This is a genomic window from Micromonospora sp. WMMD967 (genome assembly GCF_029626165.1).
GTDB lineage: Bacteria > Actinomycetota > Actinomycetes > Mycobacteriales > Micromonosporaceae > Micromonospora > Micromonospora taraxaci.
Window position 1 is genome coordinate 5,391,891 of sequence record NZ_JARUBK010000001.1, and the last position, 21,089, is coordinate 5,412,979.

A 21,089-nucleotide genomic window follows, 5' to 3' on the forward strand; every position below is an offset into this window, starting at 1 on the left:
CGTGTCTCCTTCTCGGTGGGACGGTGCCGAGGGTGGTCAGCGGGCCAGGTGGCGATACTGCCTCCGCACGTCGCTCGCGGAGACCACTGTGTCGAGGAACATCAGGCCGTCCATGCGGCAGTCACAGGGGTTACGTTCCGCTGTGTTCTGAGGGAAGCTTCCGCCGATCTTGATGCCGCGCGGGTCGGAGACGGTGGTCACGTGTGGGCCGGGCCCCGACACCAGCCACGGGTCGTCGGTGCGGGTGTAGAAGCCGTCCACCGGTTCGCCGTTGCGGTAGAGGGCGAGGGTGCCGGTGCCGAAGTCGAAGGTGGCCGCCAGGTGCACCCACTCCCCCACCGGCAGCAGCTCGCGCCAGTCGCGGTGGGCGGCGAAGGTCTGCGAGTTGCCGCCGTCGAGTCGCCGCCCGAGCGCTACCAGGCGCAGCTGCCCGTCGACGTCGATCAGCTCCAGCAGGGCCCGGACGCCGTGGCCGTCGGAGTCGCCGGTCAGGACGCCGGCCAGCCCGATGGCGTTGTACCGGTCGTCCGGGTCGGCGGTCGTGGAGTTGGGCAGCGGGCTGTCCATGGCGAGCTTGAACCAGCCCAGCACGCTGGTGCCCGCCGTGCCGCTGAAGGCGCGCAGCGTCCGCACTCCACTCGCCGACCAGGTGCCCGCCTTCCAGTCGTCGTTGCCGACCACGGCCGGGTCGACCTGCCTGGTCTGTAGCGCGTTGCGGCTGCCCCGGTAGGCGCGGTCGGGCACCCGCATGGCGGCCCCGCCGTTGACCAGCTCGATCTCGGTGCCGGAGCGGCCCTGGTCACGTTCCAGGGCGCGGTCTCCGAGCACCGGGTGGTCGAAGTCGTACGCGGCGACCAGGTGCGCGCGCAGCGCCGGGTGAACGTCGTGCGAGATGGTGCGCTCCGCCTGCGCCGGTGGCGCCCCGGCGCCGGTCAGTGCGCCGATCGCCAGGAGGGAGACGGCCGCTCGTCGGGCCCTGGACATCGCTGTCACCTCGTTTCGCGGCAGGCCGGATGCCGGTCACGTAAGCGCTTACGTAAGCGCTTACGTACCCTAGGCTTCGATGAATGTCACTCGCAATAGATCGGGTGACATGAATGTTTTCGGAGGGTTGCCGATGCCCAGGGCCAGCCAGCGGCCGCGCCTCGTGGACGTCGCCGCACACGCCGCCGTCTCGTTGGCGACCGCGTCCCGGGCTCTCGCCGGCCGCGAGGGCGTCAGCGCCGAGGTGGCCGACCGGATCCGGCAGATCGCACACGACCTGGGATACGTTGCCAACCCGTACGCCCGCACGCTGGCCAGCGGGGCCAGCTCCACGGTGGGGCTGATCGTCCACCAGATCGACGACCCGTACTTCGCCGAGATCTCCGCCGGGGTCATCCAGTTCGCCGCCGAACAGGGGCTCCTGGTGCAGATCTGCCAGTCCGGCCGCGACCCCGGCTACGAGTTGCAGCAGCTACGGCACCTGATCGCCCAGCGGGTCGGCATCGTCCTGATCAGCGGGTCGGGCTACGACGACCCCCGCACGGAGGTGGCCGCCCGCGCCGAGCTGGCCGCGTTCCAGGACCACGGCGGGCGGGCCGCCGCCATCGGACGCCACGCGCTCGGCATCGACGCCGTCCTGCCGGACAACGAGGCCGGCGGTCACGCGCTCGCCCAGCACCTGATGGATCTCGGCCATCGCCGGATCGCTGTCGCCGCGGGCAGCGCCGGTCTCACCACCGTCGCCGACCGGCTGGCCGGAGTGTCGTCGGCAGTGCGGCAGCGCGGACGTTCCCCGGACGACCTCGCCGTGGTGCACAGCGACTTCACCCGCGGTGGCGGTCGGGCCGCCGCCGAGCAGATCCTCAGCGAACACCCGGAGACGACAGCGATCATCGCGCTCAACGACGCGATGGCCATGGGCGTTCTGTCGACGCTGCGGTCCCGCCGGGTGCCGGTGCCAGGGCGGATGTCCGTCGTCGGCTTCGACGACGTCTCCGTGGCGGCCGACCTCGCGCCCAGCCTCACCACCATCCGCCTGCCGATGACCGAGATGGGCCGTACCGCACTCGGCCTCGCTCTCAAACCCCGCTCGACACGCCCCCGTCGCCGCCCCACCGGGCACCTGCTCGTCGTGCGCGACTCGACCGGCCCCGCCCCGCGGATCTGACCGGTCCGCGCCGGCTCACACCGCCAGGGCCGCCCGGACCTCCCGTTCCGCCGTGACACCCCCGTCGCCGTGCGAGGTGACCCGGCCGGACTCCAGCACCTGGTAGCGGTCCGCCACGCGCAGCGCGAAACCCAGGTGCTGTTCCACGAGCAGCACGCTGAACCCGGACTGCCGGGTCAGCTCGACGATCCGTTCCTGGATCTCCGCGACCACCGACGGTTGGATGCCCTCGGTCGGCTCGTCGAGCATCAGCAGTCTCGGCCGGGTGATCAGAGCGCGGGCGATGGCCAGTTGCTGGCGCTGGCCTCCGGAGAGCAGCCCGGCCCGACGCCGCAGCAGCGGACGCAACGCCGGGAACAGGTCCAGCACCTCGGCGGTGGCCACCGCGCCGTCGCGCCGGCCGTCGGCGACCAACCGCAGGTTCTCCGCGGCGGTCAGGTGCGGGAAGCACTGCTGGCCCTGCGGGACGTACGCCATCCCCCGCGCCACCCGCTCGTGCGGTCCGAGGCGGGTGACGTCCTCACCGTCCAGCTCGACGACGCCGGCGCTCGGGCGCAGCAATCCGGCGGCGACCCGCAGCAGTGTGCTCTTGCCGGCGCCGTTGTGCCCGAGCACCGCGGCCACCCCGTCGGGCGGGACGGCCAGGTCGACGCCGTGCAGCACCCGACTGCGGCCGTACCCGGCGTGCACCGCACGCAACGTCAGCATCATGCCTCCAGGCCGGTGGGGGCCGACCCGGCGTCGACCGGGTGGCCAAGGTAGACCTCCTGCACGCGCGGGTCCGCCTGGACCTGCGCCACGGTCCCCTCGCTGAGCACGCGTCCGGCGTGCAGCACTGTGACGCTGCGGGCGAACCGGCGCAGGAAGTCCATGTCGTGCTCGATCACGACCACCGTGCGGTCCCGGCTCACCGTTTCCAGCAGCGTCCCGGTGGCGTCGCGTTCCTCGTGGCTCATGCCGGCGACCGGCTCGTCGAGCAGCAGCAGTCGCGCGTCCTGCACCAGCAGCATCCCGATCTCCAGCCACTGCTTCTGGCCGTGCGCGAGCGTCCCGGCGAGGTGTTCGGCCCGGTCGACCAGCCCGATGGTCTCCAGCGCCGCCGCCACGTCGTCGGGGACACCCCGCCGACGGCGGGCCAGGGTCGCCCAGCCGCGCCGGGCGCCCGCCGCGATGTCGAGGTTCTGCAACACCGACAGCTCCTCGAAGACCGCCGACGTCTGGAACGTCCGTCCGATGCCCAGGCGACTGATTCGGTGCACCGGGCGGCCCAACAGCTCGTCGTCACCGAAGCGGACCGAGCCGGTGGCCCGGACCAGGCCGGTGATCGCGTCCACGAGGGTGGTCTTGCCGGCTCCGTTCGGCCCGATCAGGAAACGGATGTCACCGGCGGGCACCTCCAGGGACACGCCGTCCACGGCGGTGAAACCGTCGAAGCTGACCCGCACGTCACGGACGGACAACCCGTCCAACCGTTCACCGCTCATGCCGTCGTCACCTCCTGCTCGGCGCGTCGTCGGCGCGGTGGTGACCACCACCGCCGCGCTGGTGTGCCGCCGCCGTCACGACGGCGGGCCAGCGCCCACAGCGACGCCAGGCCGCCGGGAAGGAACGCCACCACCACCACGAAGAGCAGGCCCTGGAGGTACGTCCAGGTGCCCGGGAACCGTTCCGAGAGGGCGGTACGCGCCCACGCCACCGCCACGGCGCCGAGCACCGGGCCGAGCAGGGTGGCCCGGCCGCCCACCGCGACGCCGATGACGAACTCGATCGACGGGACGATGCCGATCAGCGCGGGCGAGATGATGCCCACGGCCGGCACGAACAACGCTCCGGCCAGCCCGGCCATCCCGGCCGCGACCACGTACGCCACGAGTTTGACCGACGCCGGGTCGTACCCGAGGAAGCGGACCCGTTCCTCGCCGTCGCGGACCGCCACCAGCAGTTCGCCGTAGCGACTGTGGATGAGCTGACGGGCCAGCGCGAGCAACGCCAACAGAGTGCCCGCGATGACGAAGTAGACCATCCGCTGGTTGACCGGGTCGTCCAGGTCGTACCCGAAGAAGCCCTTGATGTCGGTGAGGCCGTTGGTGCCACCGGTGGTGCCCTGCTGGCCGATCAGCAGGATCACCATGGCGGCGGCGAGCGCCTGGCTGAGGATGGCGAAGTACGCGCCCCGAACGCGGCGGCGGAAGACCAGCGAGCCCAGCCCGAAGGCGACCGCCATGGGTAGCAGCACCGTCGCGGGCAGCGCGAACCACGGGGTGGCGAACGGTCTCCACCACAGCGGCAGTTCGTCGAGTTGCCCGTACAGCTGCATGAAGTCGGGCATCCCGCCCGGGCCCGCGTCGGCGAGCTTGAGGTGCATGGCCATCGCGTAGCCGCCGAGGCCGAAGAAGACTCCCTGGCCGAGGGTGAGCATGCCGCCCCGGCCCCAGGCGATCCCGATGCCGACGGCGACCATGGCGACGCAGAGGTACTTGGCGAGCAGGGACAGCCGGAAGTCCGACAGCACCAGGGGCGCGACGGCGAACAGCAGCGCCGCGCCGAACGCGAAGCCGGCCGCTGCGCGCAGCCGCGAGCGCTTCCGCGGCGGGTTTGGTGGTGCGGCGCCGGCGGGCGCGGGGCGGACGGCGGTGCTGGGCGGCGCGGGGGTGACGGCGGTCATGCGAGGCTCCTGGTCCGCAGGGTGAACAGGCCCTGTGGCCGCCACTGGAGGAACGCGACGATCGCCACGAACACGATCACCTTGGCGACGCTGAGGGTGGTGAGGTACTCCCCGGTGGCCTGGAGGACGCCGAGGGCGAAGGCGACGATCACGCTGCCCTTGAGCTGGCCGATCCCGCCGACCACGACCACCAGGAAGGCATCGATGATCAGGTTGGTGCCCATCGTCGGGCCGATCGGGCCGAGCAGGGTCAGCGCCACCCCGGCGAGCCCGGCCAGCCCGGACCCGACGAAGAAGGTCGTCCGGTCGACCCGGGAGGTGGCGATGCCGGACACCGCGGCGAGGTCCCGGTTCTGCACCACCGCGCGGATGCGACGCCCGAGTGGGGTGAGCCGCAGCGCCAGCGTGAGGGCCGCGACGGCGGCCAGCGCGAGGGCCAGGATGAACAGCCGGTTGTTGGCGATGGTCAGCCCACCGGGGAGCGCCACGTTGCCGGTCAGCAGCTCCGGCGCGCGGGTCTGTACGTTGGGGCTGCCGAAGATGTCCCGGGCCAGCTGTTGCAGCATCAGCGACACACCCCAGGTGACCAGCAGGGTGTCCAGCGGTCGGGCGTACAGCCGGCGGATGAGCAGCAGCTCCAGGAGCGCACCCATGGTGCCGGCGACCACGAACGCCACCGGCAGCGCGACCACCAGCGACCAGCCGGCCCCGGTGATGCTCTGCTGGAGGACGTAGGTGGTGTACGCGCCGGCCATGATGAACTCACCGTGCGCCATGTTGATCACGTTCATCTGGCCGAAGGTCAGTGCGAGGCCGAGCGCGATGAGCAGCAGCACCGCGCCGATGCTGATGCCGGTGAAGAGTTGACCGAAGAGGATCGTCACTGTGGGTCTCCGAACTGCTGGTCGGGTGGCCCGGGTGGGGCGAGCGGCAACACGCCCCGCCCGGGCCGGCGTCGTCAGCTCAGGCCGCTAGCCCACGGGTAGGTCTTGAGGTACGGGTCCGGTACGACAGGCTTGCCGGAGTTCCACACCTCGGTGATCAGACCGTCCGCGCCGATCTTGCCGATCCGGGCGGTCTTGGCGATGTGCTGGGTCTTCCCGTCCACAGTGACCAGGCCCTCCGGCGCGTCGAAGGTGATCCCGTCGGACGCGGCGCGAACCTTCTCCACGTCGAACGCGCCGGCCTTCTCGACCATCGCCTTCCACAGGTACACGGCGACGTACGCGGCCTCCATCGGGTCGCTGGTCGGCTTGTCCGCGCCGTACTTCGCCTTGTACGCGGCCACGAACTTCGTGTTCGCCGCCCCCGGGGTGGTCTGGTAGTAGTTCCAGGCGGTCAGCTGACCCTCCAGGTACTGGGTGCCGATGCCCTTGACCTCTTCCTCGGCGATCGACACCGACACCACGGGCATGGCGGTGGCGGTCAGGCCGGCGGACTTGTACTCCTTGAAGAACGCGACGTTGCTGTCGCCGTTGAGCGTGTTGAACACGGCGGCGGCGCCGGACGACTTGACCTTGTTGACGATGGTGCCGAACTCGGTGGACCCGAGCGGCGCGTAGTCCTCACCGAGAACTGTCATCCCGTTCGCGGTCGCGTACGCCTTGATGATTTTGTTGGCGGTACGGGGGAAGACATAGTCGCTGCCCACCAGATAGACCGACTTGACGCCCTGCGCCTTGAGGTAGTCGAGCCCGGGAACGATCTGCTGGTTGGTCGTCGCGCCGGTGTAGAAGATGTAGGGAGACTGTTCGAGACCCTCGTACTGCACGGGGTAGAACAGCAGCGCCTTGTTCTTCTCGAACACCGGCTTGACGGCCTTGCGGCTGGCCGACGTCCAGCAGCCGAAGACAGCGGCGACCCGGTCCTCGGAGATGAGCTTCTCGGCCTTCTCGGCGAAGGTGGGCCAGTCGGAGGCACCGTCCTCACCGACCGGCTGGATCTTCTTGCCGAGGACGCCGCCGGCCGCGTTGATCTCCTCGACGGCGAGCATGATGGAGTCGCGGACGGTGACCTCGCTGATCGCCATGGTGCCGGAGAGCGAGTTGAGCAGGCCCACCTTGACGGTGTCGCCGGAGACGTCGGCGGTGACGCCGGACGCGGTGCCCGCGTCGCTGGTCTTGCTGCCGCACGCGGTCAACGCGGCCGCGGCGAAAAGGGTCATGGCACCCGCCAGGATGCGGCGGCCGGGGAACAGTGACATCTACTCTCCCTGCGGTGCACTGAGGAAGTGGCGAAAGGACGGTCGGTGCGGTCCGGTGGAGCTCACGTGGGCGATGCCGGGCAGGCGGGTGGACGTCGGCCCGAGGCATCGACTCGGATATGGGCACCGAAAGCGTCGACCGGCATCATTGCGCGAGTGTTTCCCGGTCCTTAATTGACTGTTTCCGCGCCGACTGTCGGGCGCACACGAAAAGACGGCCGGCACCGTCGGAGAAACGGTTACGGCCGTTCAGAGAGGCTGGAAAAAAGAATCACCACAATGGCCGGGAGACGATTTCACCGACCGGGGCGCGCATTGGCGGAATCCGACCCCGAGGGCAGATCCTTCACACAGGAAGTATCTTAGGTCCGGGTCGGGTGCGGCTGTCAAGGGTCCGGCCGACCCGGACCGGGCCGCTCCCGGGCGAGGCGCGTCAGAGCTGGGCGAGCACAGTGAAGTCGAGCCCATCGGCCTCGGCCAGATAGATGCGCTGACGTACGTGCCGACCGCGCAGCCGCAACCGTCCGCGCGGCCCGTGGTACGCCACGGTGTCCGCTGCCGTCTCGATGGCCCGTACGTCGAGGGTGCGGGCCCGGCCGATCAGCGCGGCGAGCAGCATCACGCCCTCGTAGCAGGACTCCCCCAGGCTGCCCAGCGGTGGCGCCTCCACCCCGAAGCGGCGGGCGAAGTCGCCGTGGAAGTCCAGGTTCTCCTGGGTCACCAGACCGGCGAAGAAGCCCGCCGTGCTGTACAACCGACGTGTCGCGCCGCCCCCGCTGGCCAGCAACATGTTCTCGTCCATCAGGGTGCTCAGGCGCAGGCAGCGCTGGTCCAGCCCGGAGCGGGCGAACGCCCGGTTGAACCGCACCGCGTCCGCCCCGACCAGCAGCATCAGCACCGCGTCCGCGTCGCTGTGCTCGATGCGCCGCAGCACCTCGCCGAAGTCGTGCGCGTCCAACGGCAGGAAGTGCTGGCCCACCACCTGCCCGCCGCCACGCACCGCGTACCGCGCCGCCGCCCGTGCCGTCCGGCGGGGCCAGACGTAGTCGTTGCCGACCACGAACCAGCGACGCACCCGCTGCTCCCCCGCGAGCAGCCGCATCGCGGGCCACAGTTGGGCGTCCGGCGTCTCGCTGGTCAGGAAGACCCCTTCGGTACGCTCACCGCCCTCGTAGAGTGCGGTGTAGACGTACGGCACCCGGTGCGCGACGCGGGGCGCCAGCGCCTGGCGCACCGATGAGATGTGCCACCCCGTCACCCCCTGCACGGCCCCCACCGACACCAACGCCTCGACCTCGGCGGCCACCTCGGCCGGAGGCGCACCGCCGTCGACCGGCACCAGCCGCAGCTCACGACCCAGCACCCCGCCACAGCTGTTGATCTCCTCCACCGCGAGCTGCGCGCACAGTTCGCAGGTGGGGCCGAACATCCCGCCCGGCCCGCGCATGGGATAGACCAGCGCGATGCTGACCACGGCACTGTCGACGGTCAGCCACGGCGGTGCCGGAGCAGACATGAGCACATGATTGCCCGACCCACGACCGAAGGCCAGAGCTCACCACGGACCGGGACGACTCGGTACCATGGCGGGGCCACCGGACCAAGGAGTCGCATGTCAGACGTGCCCGGGGCGCCAGCCGACCTGCTGCGCTCGCTCACCCGCGCCGAACGGCTGCTCTCCCGCCGCCTGGGCGCCGTGCTGGCCGACGACGCGCTGACCATCGAGGCGTGGCGGGTGCTCTGCCTCCTCGCCGACGGCCAGGGTCACCCGATGAGCGAGGTGTCCGCCGAGGCGTCGCTGCCTCCGGGCACCCTCACCAAACTGGTCGACCACCTCGTCGACCGCAACCTCGTCTTCCGCCGGATCGACCCGCTGGACCGTCGACGGATCCGGGCGTACCTCACGACACGCGGCCGACGCGAGCACGAACGCCTCGACCAGCGGGTCCGGGCCAGCCTGGCGGAGCTGGGCATCCCGACGGGCACCGGCCTGGTCGAGCGGCTCGACGACCTGGTCGACCGCCTCGACCCGGCGCGTCGTGGCGACCGCGCCGACGCGACCGGATCACGCCGCTGACCCGCGCACCGTCTCGTCGGCTCACTCGACCTTGGTGAGCAGCGGCTTGCCCTTCTCCACGACGTACGTGGCCAGTTCGACGGCGACACCGTCGCCGACGTTCTTCGCCTGGTGGTGAACCCCGTACGGCACGGTGAGGGCGTCACCCACGTTGCACACCACCGGTGGCTGGCCCTCGAGCGTGTACTCCAGCGATCCCTGGAGCACGCAGATGATCTCCTCGCCGGGGTGGAAGTGCTTGAACGGCGGGGAGTCCGGCGTGAACTCCACCCGACTCTGCACGACCTCACGCCCCGGAATGCTGAGATCGTGCCTCTGCAGGTCGACGCGCCACAGGCCCGGCGCTCCCTCCACCGCTGTCGGACTGATGCCCGCGGGTCGATCGTCTCCACTCATCACGGCCTCCTGTGCGGCGTCGCGCGCGACCGGCAGTCGCGGGGTGTTTTCGACCATATGGGGCGGCGGACCCGTCCCGGGCGAGGATGCCGAACACGAGGGCCCGGAACCGCGCCTCCCTACGGGGTGAGATGGGCCCGCAGGGTGTGCGCGTCCGGGGCGGTGGCGGTCCAGAGGGTCGCCGGTCCGCCGGCCAGCGGCAGTCGGGCGACGGTCCCGTCCACCGCCGCCGGCTCGACGGGTCGCGATTCGTCGACCACCAGCAACGAACCGGTGGCCGGCGCCCCGCCGAGCACCGCGGGGCCGGCCCAGCCGGGCGCGTGCGGCCCCACCGCCAGGGACTGACGCAGCAGTGGCCGATCCGCGTAGTCGACCCGCGTGTGCACGACCGCGCCGCCGGGCGACTCGCCGTACCGGCCGCAGACCAGCTCGTCGCGCCACCGCAGGCGCGACCCGGCGGCCAGTTCGACCCGGGAATCGGCGAGGTGCGCGCAGCCGGCCGCAGCGACCAGCTGCTCGGGAAGCCAGTGCAGGGTGGCACCGGCGTGCACCACCGCCCGTACCGTCATCCGGGACACCGCACCCGGCCGGCCCGGCAGGGCGATCGCCGCGGCGACGGTGTGCACCCGCACCGCCGCGCCCGCTCCCACCTCGATCTCCAGCCGCAGATCGTCGCCGGCGAGCGGGCCGGCCGCCCCACCGACGAGGTGCACGGTGGCGACACCACCGTCGGCGGGGGTCTGGCGCAGCAGGAGCGGCGTCTCGCCGCGCAGCTCGACCAGCGTCGTCCCGCCCCGGCCGTCGGCCCTGGCGACCAGCCGGGCGAGCGCACGCATCAGAGCGGCTCCACCGGCACGGCGAGCGGGTGCAGGGCGGCGTGGTGGGCCAACTCGTGCCGGATCCAGTCGGCGACCCGACTCGCCGTCGGATCTCCCACGATGGACAGGAAGACGGTCGGCAGGTCGCCGCGCCGCGCCCGCGCGTCCCGGTCCATCACGGCGAGGTCGGCGCCCACCAGCGGCGCCAGATCGGTCTTGTTGATGACGAGGAGGTCGGCGGCGGTGACGCCCGGGCCGCCCTTGCGGGGCACCTTGTCCCCTCCGGCCACGTCCACCACGAAGATCTGCCGGTCCACGAGCCCTCGGCTGAAGGTCGCGGTCAGGTTGTCTCCGCCGCTCTCCACCAGGACCAGGTCCAACGGGCCGACCGCCTCGGCCAGCTCGTCGACGGCGTCCAGGTTAGCGCCGATGTCGTCACGGATCGCCGTGTGCGGGCAGCAGCCGGTCTCCACCGCGCGGATGCGCGCCGGGTCCAGCACTCCGGCCCGGCGGAGGAAGTCGGCGTCCTCGGTGGTGTAGATGTCGTTGGTCACCACCCCGAGCCGCAGCTCGTCGGCGAAGGCACGGCAGAGCGCGGCCACCAGGGCCGTCTTGCCGGACCCGACCGGGCCGCCGATGCCGACGCGCAGGGCACGGCCCGGACGGGGCAGCGGCGGGTGCGGATCCACCCCCGGCTCGGGATGGGTGTGTGGGACGGACTCGTCGTGCGGCGCGGCGGTCGACAGCAGTGTGGTCGACTCGGCGGTGGGCACAGCGGTGTCAGGACGCAAAGAGACGCACCTCCCAGGTGGCATGGATTTCGGCATGGATGTCGGCGAGTGGGGCGGCGGCGGCCGGCAGCCGCTCCGGTGGACCGTCGGCGGCCCGCGCCGCGTCGGCGGCGGTGCCGTCGCAGGCGTCGGCGAGGCCGACCAGCAGGGCTTGGACGCGGTACGGGTCGAGGCCGAGCAGACGTACGCCGGCGCTGGCCGCCCCGGTCACCGTCCCGTAGGCGGCGACCGTGGCGGTGTCGAGGCGGGACAGCCCGGCCGCGGCGCAGAGCAGCCCGAGCACCAACGGTTGGTGCACCCCGCACGGTGTCGTGGGCAGGTCCCCGAACCCGGCGTCCGGCCAGATGGTGCGGCCGGCGCGCAGCAGCGCCCGGCCCTGCCGGCGGGAGACCTCCCGCAGGGTGGGTGCGGCGGTACGCGCGTCCAGCTCCGCGTCGAGCTGGGCCAACGCGCTCGACCGGCCCGCACCGGCGCCTCCGGCCGCCCTGTCCGCATCGGCGTTCCCGGACACGGCGGCGCGGTGCGCGGCGGCCGCGAACGCCGCACCGACCAGACCTGCGGTGGCCAACCGTCCGGCGAGGAACTCCTCCAGCGTCGGCAGGTCGGTGACGCGGCCGGCGGCGACGGCCGCCTCCAGACCTCCGGAGTGCGCGTGCGCCCCGGCCGGGAAGCGCCCGTCGGCCACCAGCAACAGCAGGCTCGGGGTCGCCATCAGAACAGGAAGTACCGCTGGGCCATCGGCAGGCGGGTCACCGGGTCCGGCTGCACCACCACACCGTCGATCCGCACGGTGAAGGTGTCCGGTTCCACCTCGATGCGCGGCATGGCGTTGTTCTCCGGCAGGTCGGCCTTGCCCCGCGAGCGCACGTCGTTGACCGGCACGACCCGACGTCGTACATCCAGGCGCAGCCCCGCGTCCAGTGCCGCCGGCGCCACGAACGCCAGGCTGGTGGCCGCCGCCGCGGCACCGTACGCCCCGAACATCGGGCGGGGCAGCATCGGCTGCGGCGTCGGGATCGAGGCGTTGGCGTCACCCATCTGGGCGTACGCGATCATGCCGCCCTTGAGCACCAGGTGCGGTCGTACGCCGAAGAACGCCGGATCCCACAGCACCAGATCGGCGAGTTTGCCCGGCTCGACCGAGCCGATCTCCCGTTCCAGCCCGTTCGCCATGGCCGCGCAGATGGTGTACTTCGCCACGTACCTCCGGGCCCGGTGGTTGTCGGCGGCGCCGTCGCCGGACAGCGCGCCCACCCGGTCCTTCATCACGTGCGCGCTCTGCCAGGTCCGCAGAATCACCTCGCCGACCCGGCCCATCGCCTGCGCGTCCGAGCCAATGATGGAGATCGCGCCGAGGTCGTGCAGCAGGTCCTCGGCGGCCATCGTGGACGGGCGGATCCGGCTCTCCGCGAAGGCCAGGTCCTCCGGCACGGACGGGTTGAGGTGGTGGCAGACCATCAGCATGTCCAGGTGCTCGGCGAGGGTGTTGGCGGTGTACGGCCGGGTCGGGTTCGTCGACGACGGCAACACGTTCGGCTCACCGGCGACGGTGATGATGTCCGGTGCGTGCCCGCCTCCGGCGCCTTCGGTGTGGTACGAGTGGATCGCCCGACCACCGATCGCCCGCAGGGTGTCGGCGACGAAACCGGCCTCGTTGAGCGTGTCGGTGTGGATGGACACCTGCACCCCGGACGCGTCCGCCACCCGCAGACAGGCGTCGATGGCCGCCGGCGTGGTGCCCCAGTCCTCGTGCAGCTTGAAACCGCCCGCGCCGGCCCGCAACTGCTCCCACAGCGCCTCTTCCGAGACGGTGTTGCCCTTGCCGAGCAGCAGCACGTTGACCGGCATCGTGTCCAACGCCTCGTGCATCCGGGCCAGGTGCCAGCCGTTCGGGGTGACGGTGGTCGCCCGCGTCCCCTCGGCCGGCCCGGTGCCGCCGCCGACGAGTGTGGTGATGCCACTGGCCAGCGCCTCGGTGACGATCTGCGGGCAGATGAAGTGCACGTGGGTGTCCACCGCGCCGGCGGTGAGGATCCGCCCGTTGCCGGCGATCACCTCGGTCGCCGGGCCGATGACGAGGTCGGGGTGGACACCGGGCATGGTGTCCGGGTTGCCGGCCCGGCCGAGCGCCACGATCCGCCCGTCGCGCAACCCCACGTCGGCCTTGACCACACCCCAGTGGTCGAGCACCACGGCACCGGTGATGACGGTGTCCAGTGCCCCCTCGGCGCGGGTGGCCCGGGACTGCCCCATCGACTCGCGGATCACCTTCCCGCCGCCGAAGACCGCCTCGTCGCCGCCCACACAGTGGTCGGTCTCCACCTCGATCAGCAGGTTGGTGTCGGCCAGCCGGATCCGGTCACCGGTAGTGGGCCCGTACAGGTCGATGTAGCGGTCGCGCCGCACGGCGCTCACCGCGACGACCCCTCAGCCGGTGAACGGTCCAGCGGGCCGGCGCACTCGCCGCGCAGCCCCGGCACGACGCGCGCTCCGCCGAACGGGACGAGGTCGACGCTGCGGCTGATGCCCGGCTCGAACCGGACCGAGGTGCCCGCCGGCACGGCGAGCCGCTGCCCCCAGGCGACGCCCCGGTCGAACGACAACGCAGGGTTGGCCTCGGCGAAGTGGTAGTGCGAGCCCACCTGCACCGGCCGGTCCGCGGTGTTGACCACCAGCACCGTGGTCACCGGCCGGCCCACGTTGATCTCGACCGGTTCGGACGCCGGCAGGATCTCCCCCGGGATCACGGGATCGGGTGGTGCACCGTCACCAGCTTGGTGCCGTCCGGGAACGTCGCCTCCACCTGCACCTCCCTCAGCAGCTCGGGGATGCCGTCCTGGACGTCGTCGCGGCCGAGCACGGTCCGGCCGGACGCCATCAGGTCGACAACGGACCGGCCGTCGCGGGCCCCTTCGAGCAGGAACGCTGTGATGATCGCGACGGCTTCGGGGTAGTTGAGGCGCAGGCCGCGCTCGCGGCGGGCGCGGGCGACATCGGCCGCCACGTGGACGAGCAGACGGTCCTGCTCGTGCGGGCTGAGGAACACGGGGCTTCTCCCGGTGGGATCGGCGTGCCCGGCTCGTCGGCGGCCCCCCGCGGGGAGCCGCACCGGGCGGCAACACCCGGGGTACGAGCTGGAGTCACACGACCGCCGAGTCTCCCGCCGACGGGGCGACCCGGGACTCCACCATCCCGGCCCGCGCGACGGGCAACCGGCGGTGTCCGGTCGGATGCGGACCGCACCGCCCACCGCTGAGCCGACCGTAGAGGATCACCACCGGCCGGGGCAACAGTCGTCCGGAATCCGAGCCGGGCCGGGTACCGGTACTCATTCCGCTGCCGCGTCGCGCCGTGCATGATCGTCCGATGACGGCGACGAGGGGTACGCGCGCACTGCTCGGTGTCCTGTTCCTGACGGCGGCCACGGTCGGGGCCTGGCTGCTCTGGCTGGGCTGGGACAACGGGCACACGGTCGACGCGGAGACCGGTGCGACGAGCGGCCCGTACGAGGCGTGGCAGGTGATCGGTTGTGTGCTGACGCTGGTGCTGTTGGCCGCGCTCGCCGGTAGACGACTGAGCCCGTGGCTGGTGGTGCCGGTGATGACCGTCGCCTTCACGGCGGCCTGGACGTGGCGGGCGGCGTCCACCGACGACAGCGGCCTGTGGGCCGTCGGGGCATTGCTGGTGCTGGTCGGGACGGCAGCCGGCAGCACCGCGGTGAGCCTCGCCGCACGGCGGGTCGGCCGACGGACCACCGGCCGAGCCGGTTAGCCCCGACCGTCGGGCCGGTCTCCCTGCTGCGGGCGTGATCGACCATCGTGGACGGACACGAATCGTGATCTGATGACCGCATGATCTCTCCGACTCCCCTGATGCGCCTGGTGGCCGGTGTGTGGGGGTTCAAGACCCTCGCGGTCGGCGTCGAGCTGGGCCTGTTCACCCGGCTGGCCGGCGGGCGGACGATGACCGTCGAGGAAGCCTCCGCCGAGTTCGGGCTGCCCGAGCGGCCCGCGGACCTGCTGCTGGCGGCCAGCGCGTCGCTCGGCCTGCTGGAGAAGGCCGGCGACGGTTACCGCAACTCCGAGCTGGCCGAGCAGTTCCTGGTCGAGGGTCGCCCGTACTACTTCGGGGCGCAGGTCCGCTACTCGGATCTGCGCACCTACCTGCCCTGGCACCGCATCGGCGAGGCGCTGCGCACGGATCGCCCGTTGACCTGGGACCCGGAGGCCCAGCAGTCGATGTTCGACACCGCCGACCCGGAGATGCTGGCGCAGTTCTGGGACGCGATGTTCTCCACGTCCAGCTTCACCGCCAGCGCGTTGGCCGACGCGTACGACTTCTCGGCGTACCGCCGGCTGCTCGACGTCGGCGGCGGGGCCGGCGCGTTCCCGATCGAGTTCTGCCGCCGGCTGCCCGACCTGCGGGCCACCGTCCTGGACCTGCCCCACGTGTGCGTACGGGCGCGGGAGCGGATCGCGGAGGCCGGCCTGACCGGGCGGGTCGACGCGGTGGGTGGGGACTTCCTGGCCGACCCGGCGCTACCGGACGGGCACGACGTCATCCTGCTCAGCATGATCCTGCACGACTGGGATGAGCCGACGAACCGGGCGTTGTTGGCCCGCTGCCATGCGGCGTTGCCACCGGGCGGGGCGATCGTCGTCTGCGAGTTGCTGCTCAACGACGAGCGCACCGGGCCACCGGAGGCGGCCCTGATGGGCATGAACATGCTGGTCGAGACCGAGGGTGGCCGGAACTACTCGGGCGCCGAGTACGCCGCCTGGCTCACCGACGCCGGCTTCGTCGACGTACGGACGGTGCCGTTCGACGCGCCCGGCGCCAACGGCGCGGTGGTGGCCCGCCGGGCCTGACCGACGACGACACCCGGCCCCGGTGCGAACCGTGGGCCGGGTGTCGTGGCGCCGTCACGGCGCCGGTGTCCGATCGGCTACCGGTACGGGTCAGGCGCGAGCCTTCGCGGGCTGCTTCATGAAGTCCATGATCGCCTTGTTGACCTCGTCGGCGTTGGTCCACGGGAGACCGTGCGGCGCGCCCTTGAGCGTGATGAGCTGACCGGTCGGCATCATCGGCCCGAGTCGCTGGCCGGTCACCGGGTAGGGCAGCACGTTGTCCTTGTCACCCTGCACGATCAGCACCGGAATGTCGATCTTCGGCAGGTCGGGGCGGAAGTCCTCCTGCCAGGCGTCCACGCTGTCGTGGGTGGCCTTACCGGAGGCCATGGCGCCGATCTGCCAGTGCGCCCGGTAGGCCTCCTCGCTGACCAGCTTGCCCTTGTTCTCGCTGTAGTTGAAAAACGCGTCGCAGAACTGGGTCAGGTAGGCGAACCGGTCCTTGATGATGGCCTGCTGGAAACCCTTGAAGAGGCTCGTGTCGACACCCTCCGGGTTGTCCTTCGCCTTGGCCAGCATCGGTTGCAGCGGGCTGAGCAGCACCGCTCGGCTCACCCGCTGCGAGCCGTAGTTGCCCAGGTACCGGACGACCTCGCCGGTGCCCATCGAGTGACCGATCAGGGTCACGTCGTTGAGGTTCAGCTCGGTCATCAGCACGTCCAGGTCCGCGGCGAACGTGTTGTAGTCGTACCCGAACGTCGGCTGGGCGGAGTTGCCGTTACCGCGTCGGTCGTAGGTGATCGTCCGGTATCCGGCGTTGAGCAGCTGGGTGGTCACCTTCTCCCAGGTCGCGCCGTTGAACGGGAAGCCGTGGATCAGCACCACCGGCTTACCGGAACCGTGGTCCTCGTAGTACAGGTCGATGGGCGCGGAGTTTTCCGTCCCCACGGTGATAAAAGGCATGTTTGACTCCTGCTCCGGTCTGGGCTGTCGGACGCCCCGCGCTTTCCCGCCCGGTCGCGGGATATGCCGGCCGCCGAAGGCCCCTCAAACAGAGACAGAAGCGCTGGTCAACGAGCGCGGCCGACCATCGCCGCCAGTCGCGCAGCACCGGCCGGCGCCGGCTGCGGCGGGCGACATCGGCGAGACGGTACGCGCCAACGACCGGCACGAACCTCGACCGGCGCGACGTAGCACTCCGCTTGCCGATCCGCCGTCATGGCGGCACCGAGGGCGACCCGTTCGACCCGCCGGCCCCTGATCAACACGAGTTCGGCGAAGTCGCGGTATCCCATCGACATTGATACCCCACCTTCGCCGATACTGAGTTGATCATCACTGCCATCCCATTGGATAGGAGTGATTCCTCGTATTCTGGGACAGCCATCCCGGTGCCCGACAAGCGGGCAGCCCGCGAGCGGGCACGCCGAGCGGGGCGGCCGCCGCTCCCCCGGCGGCCGCCCACTCACCGGTCAGCTGGCGTAGACCTCCAGGGTCGACAGTTGCCCGGCCGGCCAGCCGGTGTTGCCGGTAACGGTGATCCGCACGTAACGGGCCTGCGCAGCGGTGAAGGTGAGACTCACCTGGTTGCCGCTGGCCGGGTCGAAGACCCGCCCCGCCGACCCGACCAACGTGCCGAAGCTCGACCCGTCGGTGCTGCCCTGCACGGAGAGGGTCTGCGTCCGAGCACCCCAGGCCGACGACGGCGGCAGCTTCAACACCACCCGCCCGACCGTGCGCGAGGAACCCAGGTCGACCTGCACCCACTGCGGGAACGCGTTGTTGGCGCTCTCCCAGTAGGTGTTCGCGTCACCGTCGACCACGTTGCCCGAGCCATAGCTCTGGACGTGACCGCTCTCGCTGGTGGACCGACCCCGGGCGAGGTCCGCGTTGGCCGGGGCGTCCGTGGTGGCGGTGACCGCGTTGGACGCGCCGGAGGTGTTGCCGGCGGCATCGCGGGCGACGACAGTGAAGGTGTACGACGTGGACGCGGTGAGCCCGCTGACGGTGGCGGTGGTGCCTGTGACGGTGGAGACCACTGTGCCGCCCTGGCGTACCTGGTAGCCGGTGACCCCCCTGTCGTCGGTCGACGCGGTCCAGGCCAGGGACACGCTGCTCGACGTCTTGCCGGTGACAGTGAGAGCGCCCGGGGCGGTCGGCGGGGTGTCAGTGGTGCCGCTGGCGCCGTACACCTCGACCTTGGCGAGCTGGCCGGCAGGCCAGGCGGTGTTGCCGGCGATGCTGAGCCGGATGTGGCGGGCGGTGGTGGTCGTGAGCGTGCGGCTGACGGTGTTGCCGGTGGCCGGGTCGAAGGTGAACGCGGAGGCCGCGGCGATGGTCGAGAAGGAACTGCCGTCGGCGCTGCCCTGCACGGTGATGGTCTGGGTACGCGCGCCCCAGCCGGCGGGTAGCCGCACCACGATCCGGCTGACCTGCTGGCTGGCGCCGAGGTCGACCTGCCACCAGTGCGGGAACGCGCCGCCGCCGCTCTCCCAGTAGCTGCCGGCGTCGGAGTCCACCGCGTTGGACGCGACGAAGGGGCCGTTCTGGCTGCTGGCCGAGGTGGACCGGCCGGCCGCGAGGTCGCCGCCGGTCGGGGGTGGGGTGCCGACCATCGGCGGGGTGGGACGAACCGATGTGAGCGCGAGCTGGCCCTTGAGCATCCGACCGCCGTCGGCGGTGATCCGCAGGTAGTAGTCGGAGGAACAGGCGACGCCGTCCTCGTCCAGTGCCCGGATGTTCGCGCCGGCCGGGGTGGTGGCCTGGGTCTCGGACGTCTTGGCGATCTGGTTGCCCTCGTTGTACTCGTCGTACATGGACACGTACAGGCCCTGGGAGCCGAGCCGGACCATGTTGTAGATGTGCCGCCAGTAGAAGTCGCCGTGCCGACGGTGCCCCCCGGCCAGGTCGCCGGGCATGACGCAGGGCAGGTAGTCGATGCCGTGGGCCACGCAGTCGGCCATGTCGCCGATGTTGACGTTGTTGTAGTACGAGTCGAGCCCTTCGAGGGTGCTGGTCCGGTAGACCATCCACGGTGAGATCGCGTTGAACGCGTGGTAGACGTCGAGGAAGCCGGGGCGGGAGTCCTCGATGCCCTGCCGCCACCAGGTGGGGACACCACCGATGACGTAGCAGCCCTGCGCCTTGAACCAGTTGATGACCTCCAGACAGGGGCCCGGGGTGAAGGGGCGGCTGGGCTCGCTGAAGCCGAAGCCCCAGATGCAGACGACCGGCTTGCCGTTCTGTCGGGCGTATGCGCTGGACGCGGTGTGTGCGGCCATCTTCGTCGTCCAGTCGGTCTTGATGTCCGACTGGAACGTCAACCAGTCGGTGACGTCGTACATGATGTAGAACTTGCGGTTGTAGCGCTCGGCCGCCGAACGGACCTTGAGCGTCATGGCGTCACGGGTCGGCCCCTCGTCGCCGGTCGGGTTGAACCGTTGCAGCGCCGCGGTGTCGCAGCCGTACTCCTGCATCCACCGGAAGTGGGTGTCGACCGTCTGCTGGTCGTAGGAGGAGAACAGGGTGGCCGGTTGGCCGTTGCCGAGGTTGGGGTACGCGGTGGGATAGGTGCGGGTGTACTCCCGCATGTCCGGCCAGGACACGATGGTGGTGTTGGCGGGCGACGGCGGCTGGAACCTGTCGCGGCTCCAGTGCCACCAGCCGCCGATCGGCGCGGAGTCGCCGGGGGCGCTGAACCAGCCCTGGTAGCCGACCGTCACCTTGCCGACCACGTCCCCGGGGGGACTGGCGGCGTGTGCGGGGCTGGACATGCTGGCGAGCAGTTCGGTGCTGGAGGCGGCGGCGAGGGCGGACCCCGCCATCACGGACGTGACGAACCTGCGGCGGGAGACCGCCATGACGACCACTCCTTCGGGACGGAAGGCATTGACGGCCATCGTGGCAGCAATGGATACCAACCCGCAAGAGTTAGACTGATCGATGAAATTCCGGGTCAGGTGACGGGAATTATGCGTTAACCGCCAGCGCCTCGGTAGCCCGGCCCAGGGCTCGCACCGGAGACAGGATCTGGCCGCCCGCCTGGCGACGCCGGGCGTCGCGCACTGTCATCCGCACGCCCTCGGTGAAGCCCAGCTTCGGGTGCCACCCGAGCAGCTCCCGCGCCTTCCTGGTGTCCAGCGCCATGTTGCGGACCTCGCCCGGCCAGGGCAACGGCTCGTACCGGGCCGCGTTGCCGACGCCGGACGCCTCCCGGACGGTGTCGTACACCTCGTTGATGCTCGTCTGCCGCCCGGAGGCGATGTTGACCAACCCCACCCCGGGGTGGTGGCAGGCCACGGCCACCGCCTCGGCGACGTCGCTGACGTGGATGAAGTCCCGGGTCTGGGTGCCGTCGTCGTAGATCACCACCTGCCGACCCCCGAGCAGGGCATCGGCCATCAGGGACACGACGCCGCAGTCGCCACCCTCCTGCCGCGGGCCGTAGACGTTGCCGAAGACCATTGAGGTGTACGCCAGACCATGCTGGCGTCCGTACCACTCGAGGTAGTGCACGCCGGCGGCCTTGCTGACGCCGTACGGGCTCGCCGGCGCGATCGGGTGATCCTCGCGGACCGGCAGGTCGTGGGCGGGAACGCTGCCGAAGATGGCGCTGCTGGCGGCGTTGACCACCAGCCGTACGCCGCTGCGGACGCAGGCGTCCAGCACGTTGACGGTGCCGAAGACGTTCACGTCGGCGTCGTACAGCGGTGAGCGACGGGCGGCGGGCAGGCTCGGCTGGGCGGCGAGGTGGACCACGACGTCCGGCTGCCACTGGTGGATGACCTCGACCCCCTCGGGCGTACGGATGTCGCCCGAGATGACGTCCGCCTCGGTCAGTCCGCCGTACGCAGCGTCGGCCAGGTTCTCCAACCGGCCCGTGGAGAAGTTGTCGAGCACCCGCACCTGACTGCCCATCAACATCAGGCGGGCGACCACGTGACCGCCGATGAAGCCGGCGCCTCCCGTGACCAGGACGCGCCGGGGCGTCAGGTCGGCCGACGGCGCGATGCCGACGGCGGTAACTGGCTGGTCCATGTCGGAACTCCTTGGAACGACGGGTCTGTCGGCCCGTTTCGGCAACCAAGACGGCCGGGCCGACCCTAACTCAGGCAAACACCACGAAAGGGACGTTTGGCTC

Annotated in this window: 21 protein-coding genes; 4 read left to right on the forward strand and 17 right to left on the reverse strand. The window is 71.2% G+C overall.

What is annotated here, in order from left to right; all coding sequences use genetic code 11:
• Positions 1–36: 36 nt before the first annotated feature.
• Positions 37–984: a LamG-like jellyroll fold domain-containing protein gene (locus tag O7631_RS24435; RefSeq protein ID WP_278146375.1), complete on the reverse strand. Its 948-nt coding sequence runs from the start codon at positions 982–984 to the stop codon at positions 37–39.
• 133 nt (positions 985–1,117) lie between these two features.
• Here O7631_RS24435 and O7631_RS24440 point away from each other — a divergent pair, with 133 nt between their 5' ends.
• Positions 1,118–2,152: a LacI family DNA-binding transcriptional regulator gene (locus tag O7631_RS24440; protein WP_278146376.1), complete on the forward strand. Its 1,035-nt coding sequence runs from the start codon at positions 1,118–1,120 to the stop codon at positions 2,150–2,152.
• A 15-nt stretch (positions 2,153–2,167) separates the two neighbouring features.
• Here O7631_RS24440 and urtE read toward each other — a convergent pair whose 3' ends face one another.
• From urtE to O7631_RS24470, 6 genes are all read right to left on the reverse strand, one after another.
• Positions 2,168–2,860, reverse strand: a complete 693-nt coding sequence (gene urtE, locus O7631_RS24445; RefSeq protein WP_278146377.1) for an urea ABC transporter ATP-binding subunit UrtE — start codon at positions 2,858–2,860, stop codon at positions 2,168–2,170.
• On the reverse strand, positions 2,860–3,636 hold the full coding sequence (urtD, locus tag O7631_RS24450) for an urea ABC transporter ATP-binding protein UrtD (RefSeq protein WP_278146379.1): 777 nt from the start codon (positions 3,634–3,636) through the stop codon (positions 2,860–2,862). The genes urtE and urtD overlap by 1 nt, the downstream gene beginning before the upstream one ends.
• Positions 3,633–4,817, reverse strand: a complete 1,185-nt coding sequence (gene urtC, locus O7631_RS24455; protein ID WP_278146380.1) for an urea ABC transporter permease subunit UrtC — start codon at positions 4,815–4,817, stop codon at positions 3,633–3,635. The genes urtD and urtC overlap by 4 nt, the downstream gene beginning before the upstream one ends.
• Positions 4,814–5,701: an urea ABC transporter permease subunit UrtB gene (urtB, locus tag O7631_RS24460; protein ID WP_278146382.1), complete on the reverse strand. Its 888-nt coding sequence runs from the start codon at positions 5,699–5,701 to the stop codon at positions 4,814–4,816. The genes urtC and urtB overlap by 4 nt, the downstream gene beginning before the upstream one ends.
• A 74-nt stretch (positions 5,702–5,775) precedes the next feature.
• Positions 5,776–7,020, reverse strand: coding sequence for an urea ABC transporter substrate-binding protein (gene urtA, locus O7631_RS24465; RefSeq protein WP_278146383.1), 1,245 nt, complete (start codon positions 7,018–7,020; stop codon positions 5,776–5,778).
• 433 nt (positions 7,021–7,453) lie between these two features.
• Entirely contained in the window at positions 7,454–8,536 is a 1,083-nt protein-coding gene (locus tag O7631_RS24470) for a substrate-binding domain-containing protein (RefSeq protein WP_278146384.1), read from the reverse strand.
• 96 nt (positions 8,537–8,632) lie between these two features.
• Between O7631_RS24470 and O7631_RS24475 the strand changes: the two genes are divergently transcribed.
• On the forward strand, positions 8,633–9,097 hold the full coding sequence (locus O7631_RS24475; protein ID WP_278146385.1) for a MarR family transcriptional regulator: 465 nt from the start codon (positions 8,633–8,635) through the stop codon (positions 9,095–9,097).
• Positions 9,098–9,118: 21 nt separating this feature from the next.
• Here O7631_RS24475 and O7631_RS24480 read toward each other — a convergent pair whose 3' ends face one another.
• The 7 genes from O7631_RS24480 to O7631_RS24510 form a co-directional block, all read right to left on the reverse strand.
• Entirely contained in the window at positions 9,119–9,493 is a 375-nt protein-coding gene (locus O7631_RS24480) for a cupin domain-containing protein (RefSeq protein WP_269679261.1), read from the reverse strand.
• A gap of 119 nt (positions 9,494–9,612) precedes the next feature.
• Positions 9,613–10,329, reverse strand: coding sequence for an urease accessory protein UreD (locus tag O7631_RS24485; protein WP_278146386.1), 717 nt, complete (start codon positions 10,327–10,329; stop codon positions 9,613–9,615).
• A complete protein-coding gene (ureG, locus tag O7631_RS24490; protein ID WP_347403544.1) occupies positions 10,329–11,000 on the reverse strand; it encodes an urease accessory protein UreG in 672 nt (223 codons plus the stop codon). The genes O7631_RS24485 and ureG overlap by 1 nt, the downstream gene beginning before the upstream one ends.
• Positions 11,001–11,091: 91 nt before the next feature.
• Positions 11,092–11,814 (reverse strand): urease accessory UreF family protein, encoded by a 723-nt coding sequence (locus O7631_RS24495; protein ID WP_278146387.1) that lies wholly within the window; start codon positions 11,812–11,814, stop codon positions 11,092–11,094.
• Positions 11,814–13,517 (reverse strand): urease subunit alpha, encoded by a 1,704-nt coding sequence (locus O7631_RS24500; protein WP_278146388.1) that lies wholly within the window; start codon positions 13,515–13,517, stop codon positions 11,814–11,816. The genes O7631_RS24495 and O7631_RS24500 overlap by 1 nt, the downstream gene beginning before the upstream one ends.
• Positions 13,514–13,849, reverse strand: coding sequence for an urease subunit beta (locus O7631_RS24505; protein WP_347403520.1), 336 nt, complete (start codon positions 13,847–13,849; stop codon positions 13,514–13,516). The genes O7631_RS24500 and O7631_RS24505 overlap by 4 nt, the downstream gene beginning before the upstream one ends.
• Complete coding sequence (locus tag O7631_RS24510) at positions 13,846–14,148, reverse strand: urease subunit gamma (protein WP_278146389.1); 303 nt, start codon at positions 14,146–14,148, stop codon at positions 13,846–13,848. The genes O7631_RS24505 and O7631_RS24510 overlap by 4 nt, the downstream gene beginning before the upstream one ends.
• 320 nt (positions 14,149–14,468) lie before the next feature.
• Between O7631_RS24510 and O7631_RS24515 the strand changes: the two genes are divergently transcribed.
• A complete protein-coding gene (locus O7631_RS24515) occupies positions 14,469–14,873 on the forward strand; it encodes a hypothetical protein (protein ID WP_278146391.1) in 405 nt (134 codons plus the stop codon).
• A gap of 80 nt (positions 14,874–14,953) precedes the next feature.
• Positions 14,954–15,970, forward strand: coding sequence for a methyltransferase (locus O7631_RS24520; protein ID WP_278146392.1), 1,017 nt, complete (start codon positions 14,954–14,956; stop codon positions 15,968–15,970).
• A gap of 90 nt (positions 15,971–16,060) precedes the next feature.
• Here O7631_RS24520 and O7631_RS24525 read toward each other — a convergent pair whose 3' ends face one another.
• From O7631_RS24525 to O7631_RS24535, 3 genes are all read right to left on the reverse strand, one after another.
• On the reverse strand, positions 16,061–16,912 hold the full coding sequence (locus O7631_RS24525; protein WP_278146393.1) for an alpha/beta hydrolase: 852 nt from the start codon (positions 16,910–16,912) through the stop codon (positions 16,061–16,063).
• Between the two features lie 509 nt (positions 16,913–17,421).
• Positions 17,422–19,809, reverse strand: coding sequence for a discoidin domain-containing protein (locus tag O7631_RS24530; protein ID WP_278146394.1), 2,388 nt, complete (start codon positions 19,807–19,809; stop codon positions 17,422–17,424).
• A 109-nt stretch (positions 19,810–19,918) separates the two neighbouring features.
• A complete protein-coding gene (locus O7631_RS24535; RefSeq protein WP_278146395.1) occupies positions 19,919–20,986 on the reverse strand; it encodes a GDP-mannose 4,6-dehydratase in 1,068 nt (355 codons plus the stop codon).
• Between the last annotated feature and the right edge of the window lie 103 nt (positions 20,987–21,089).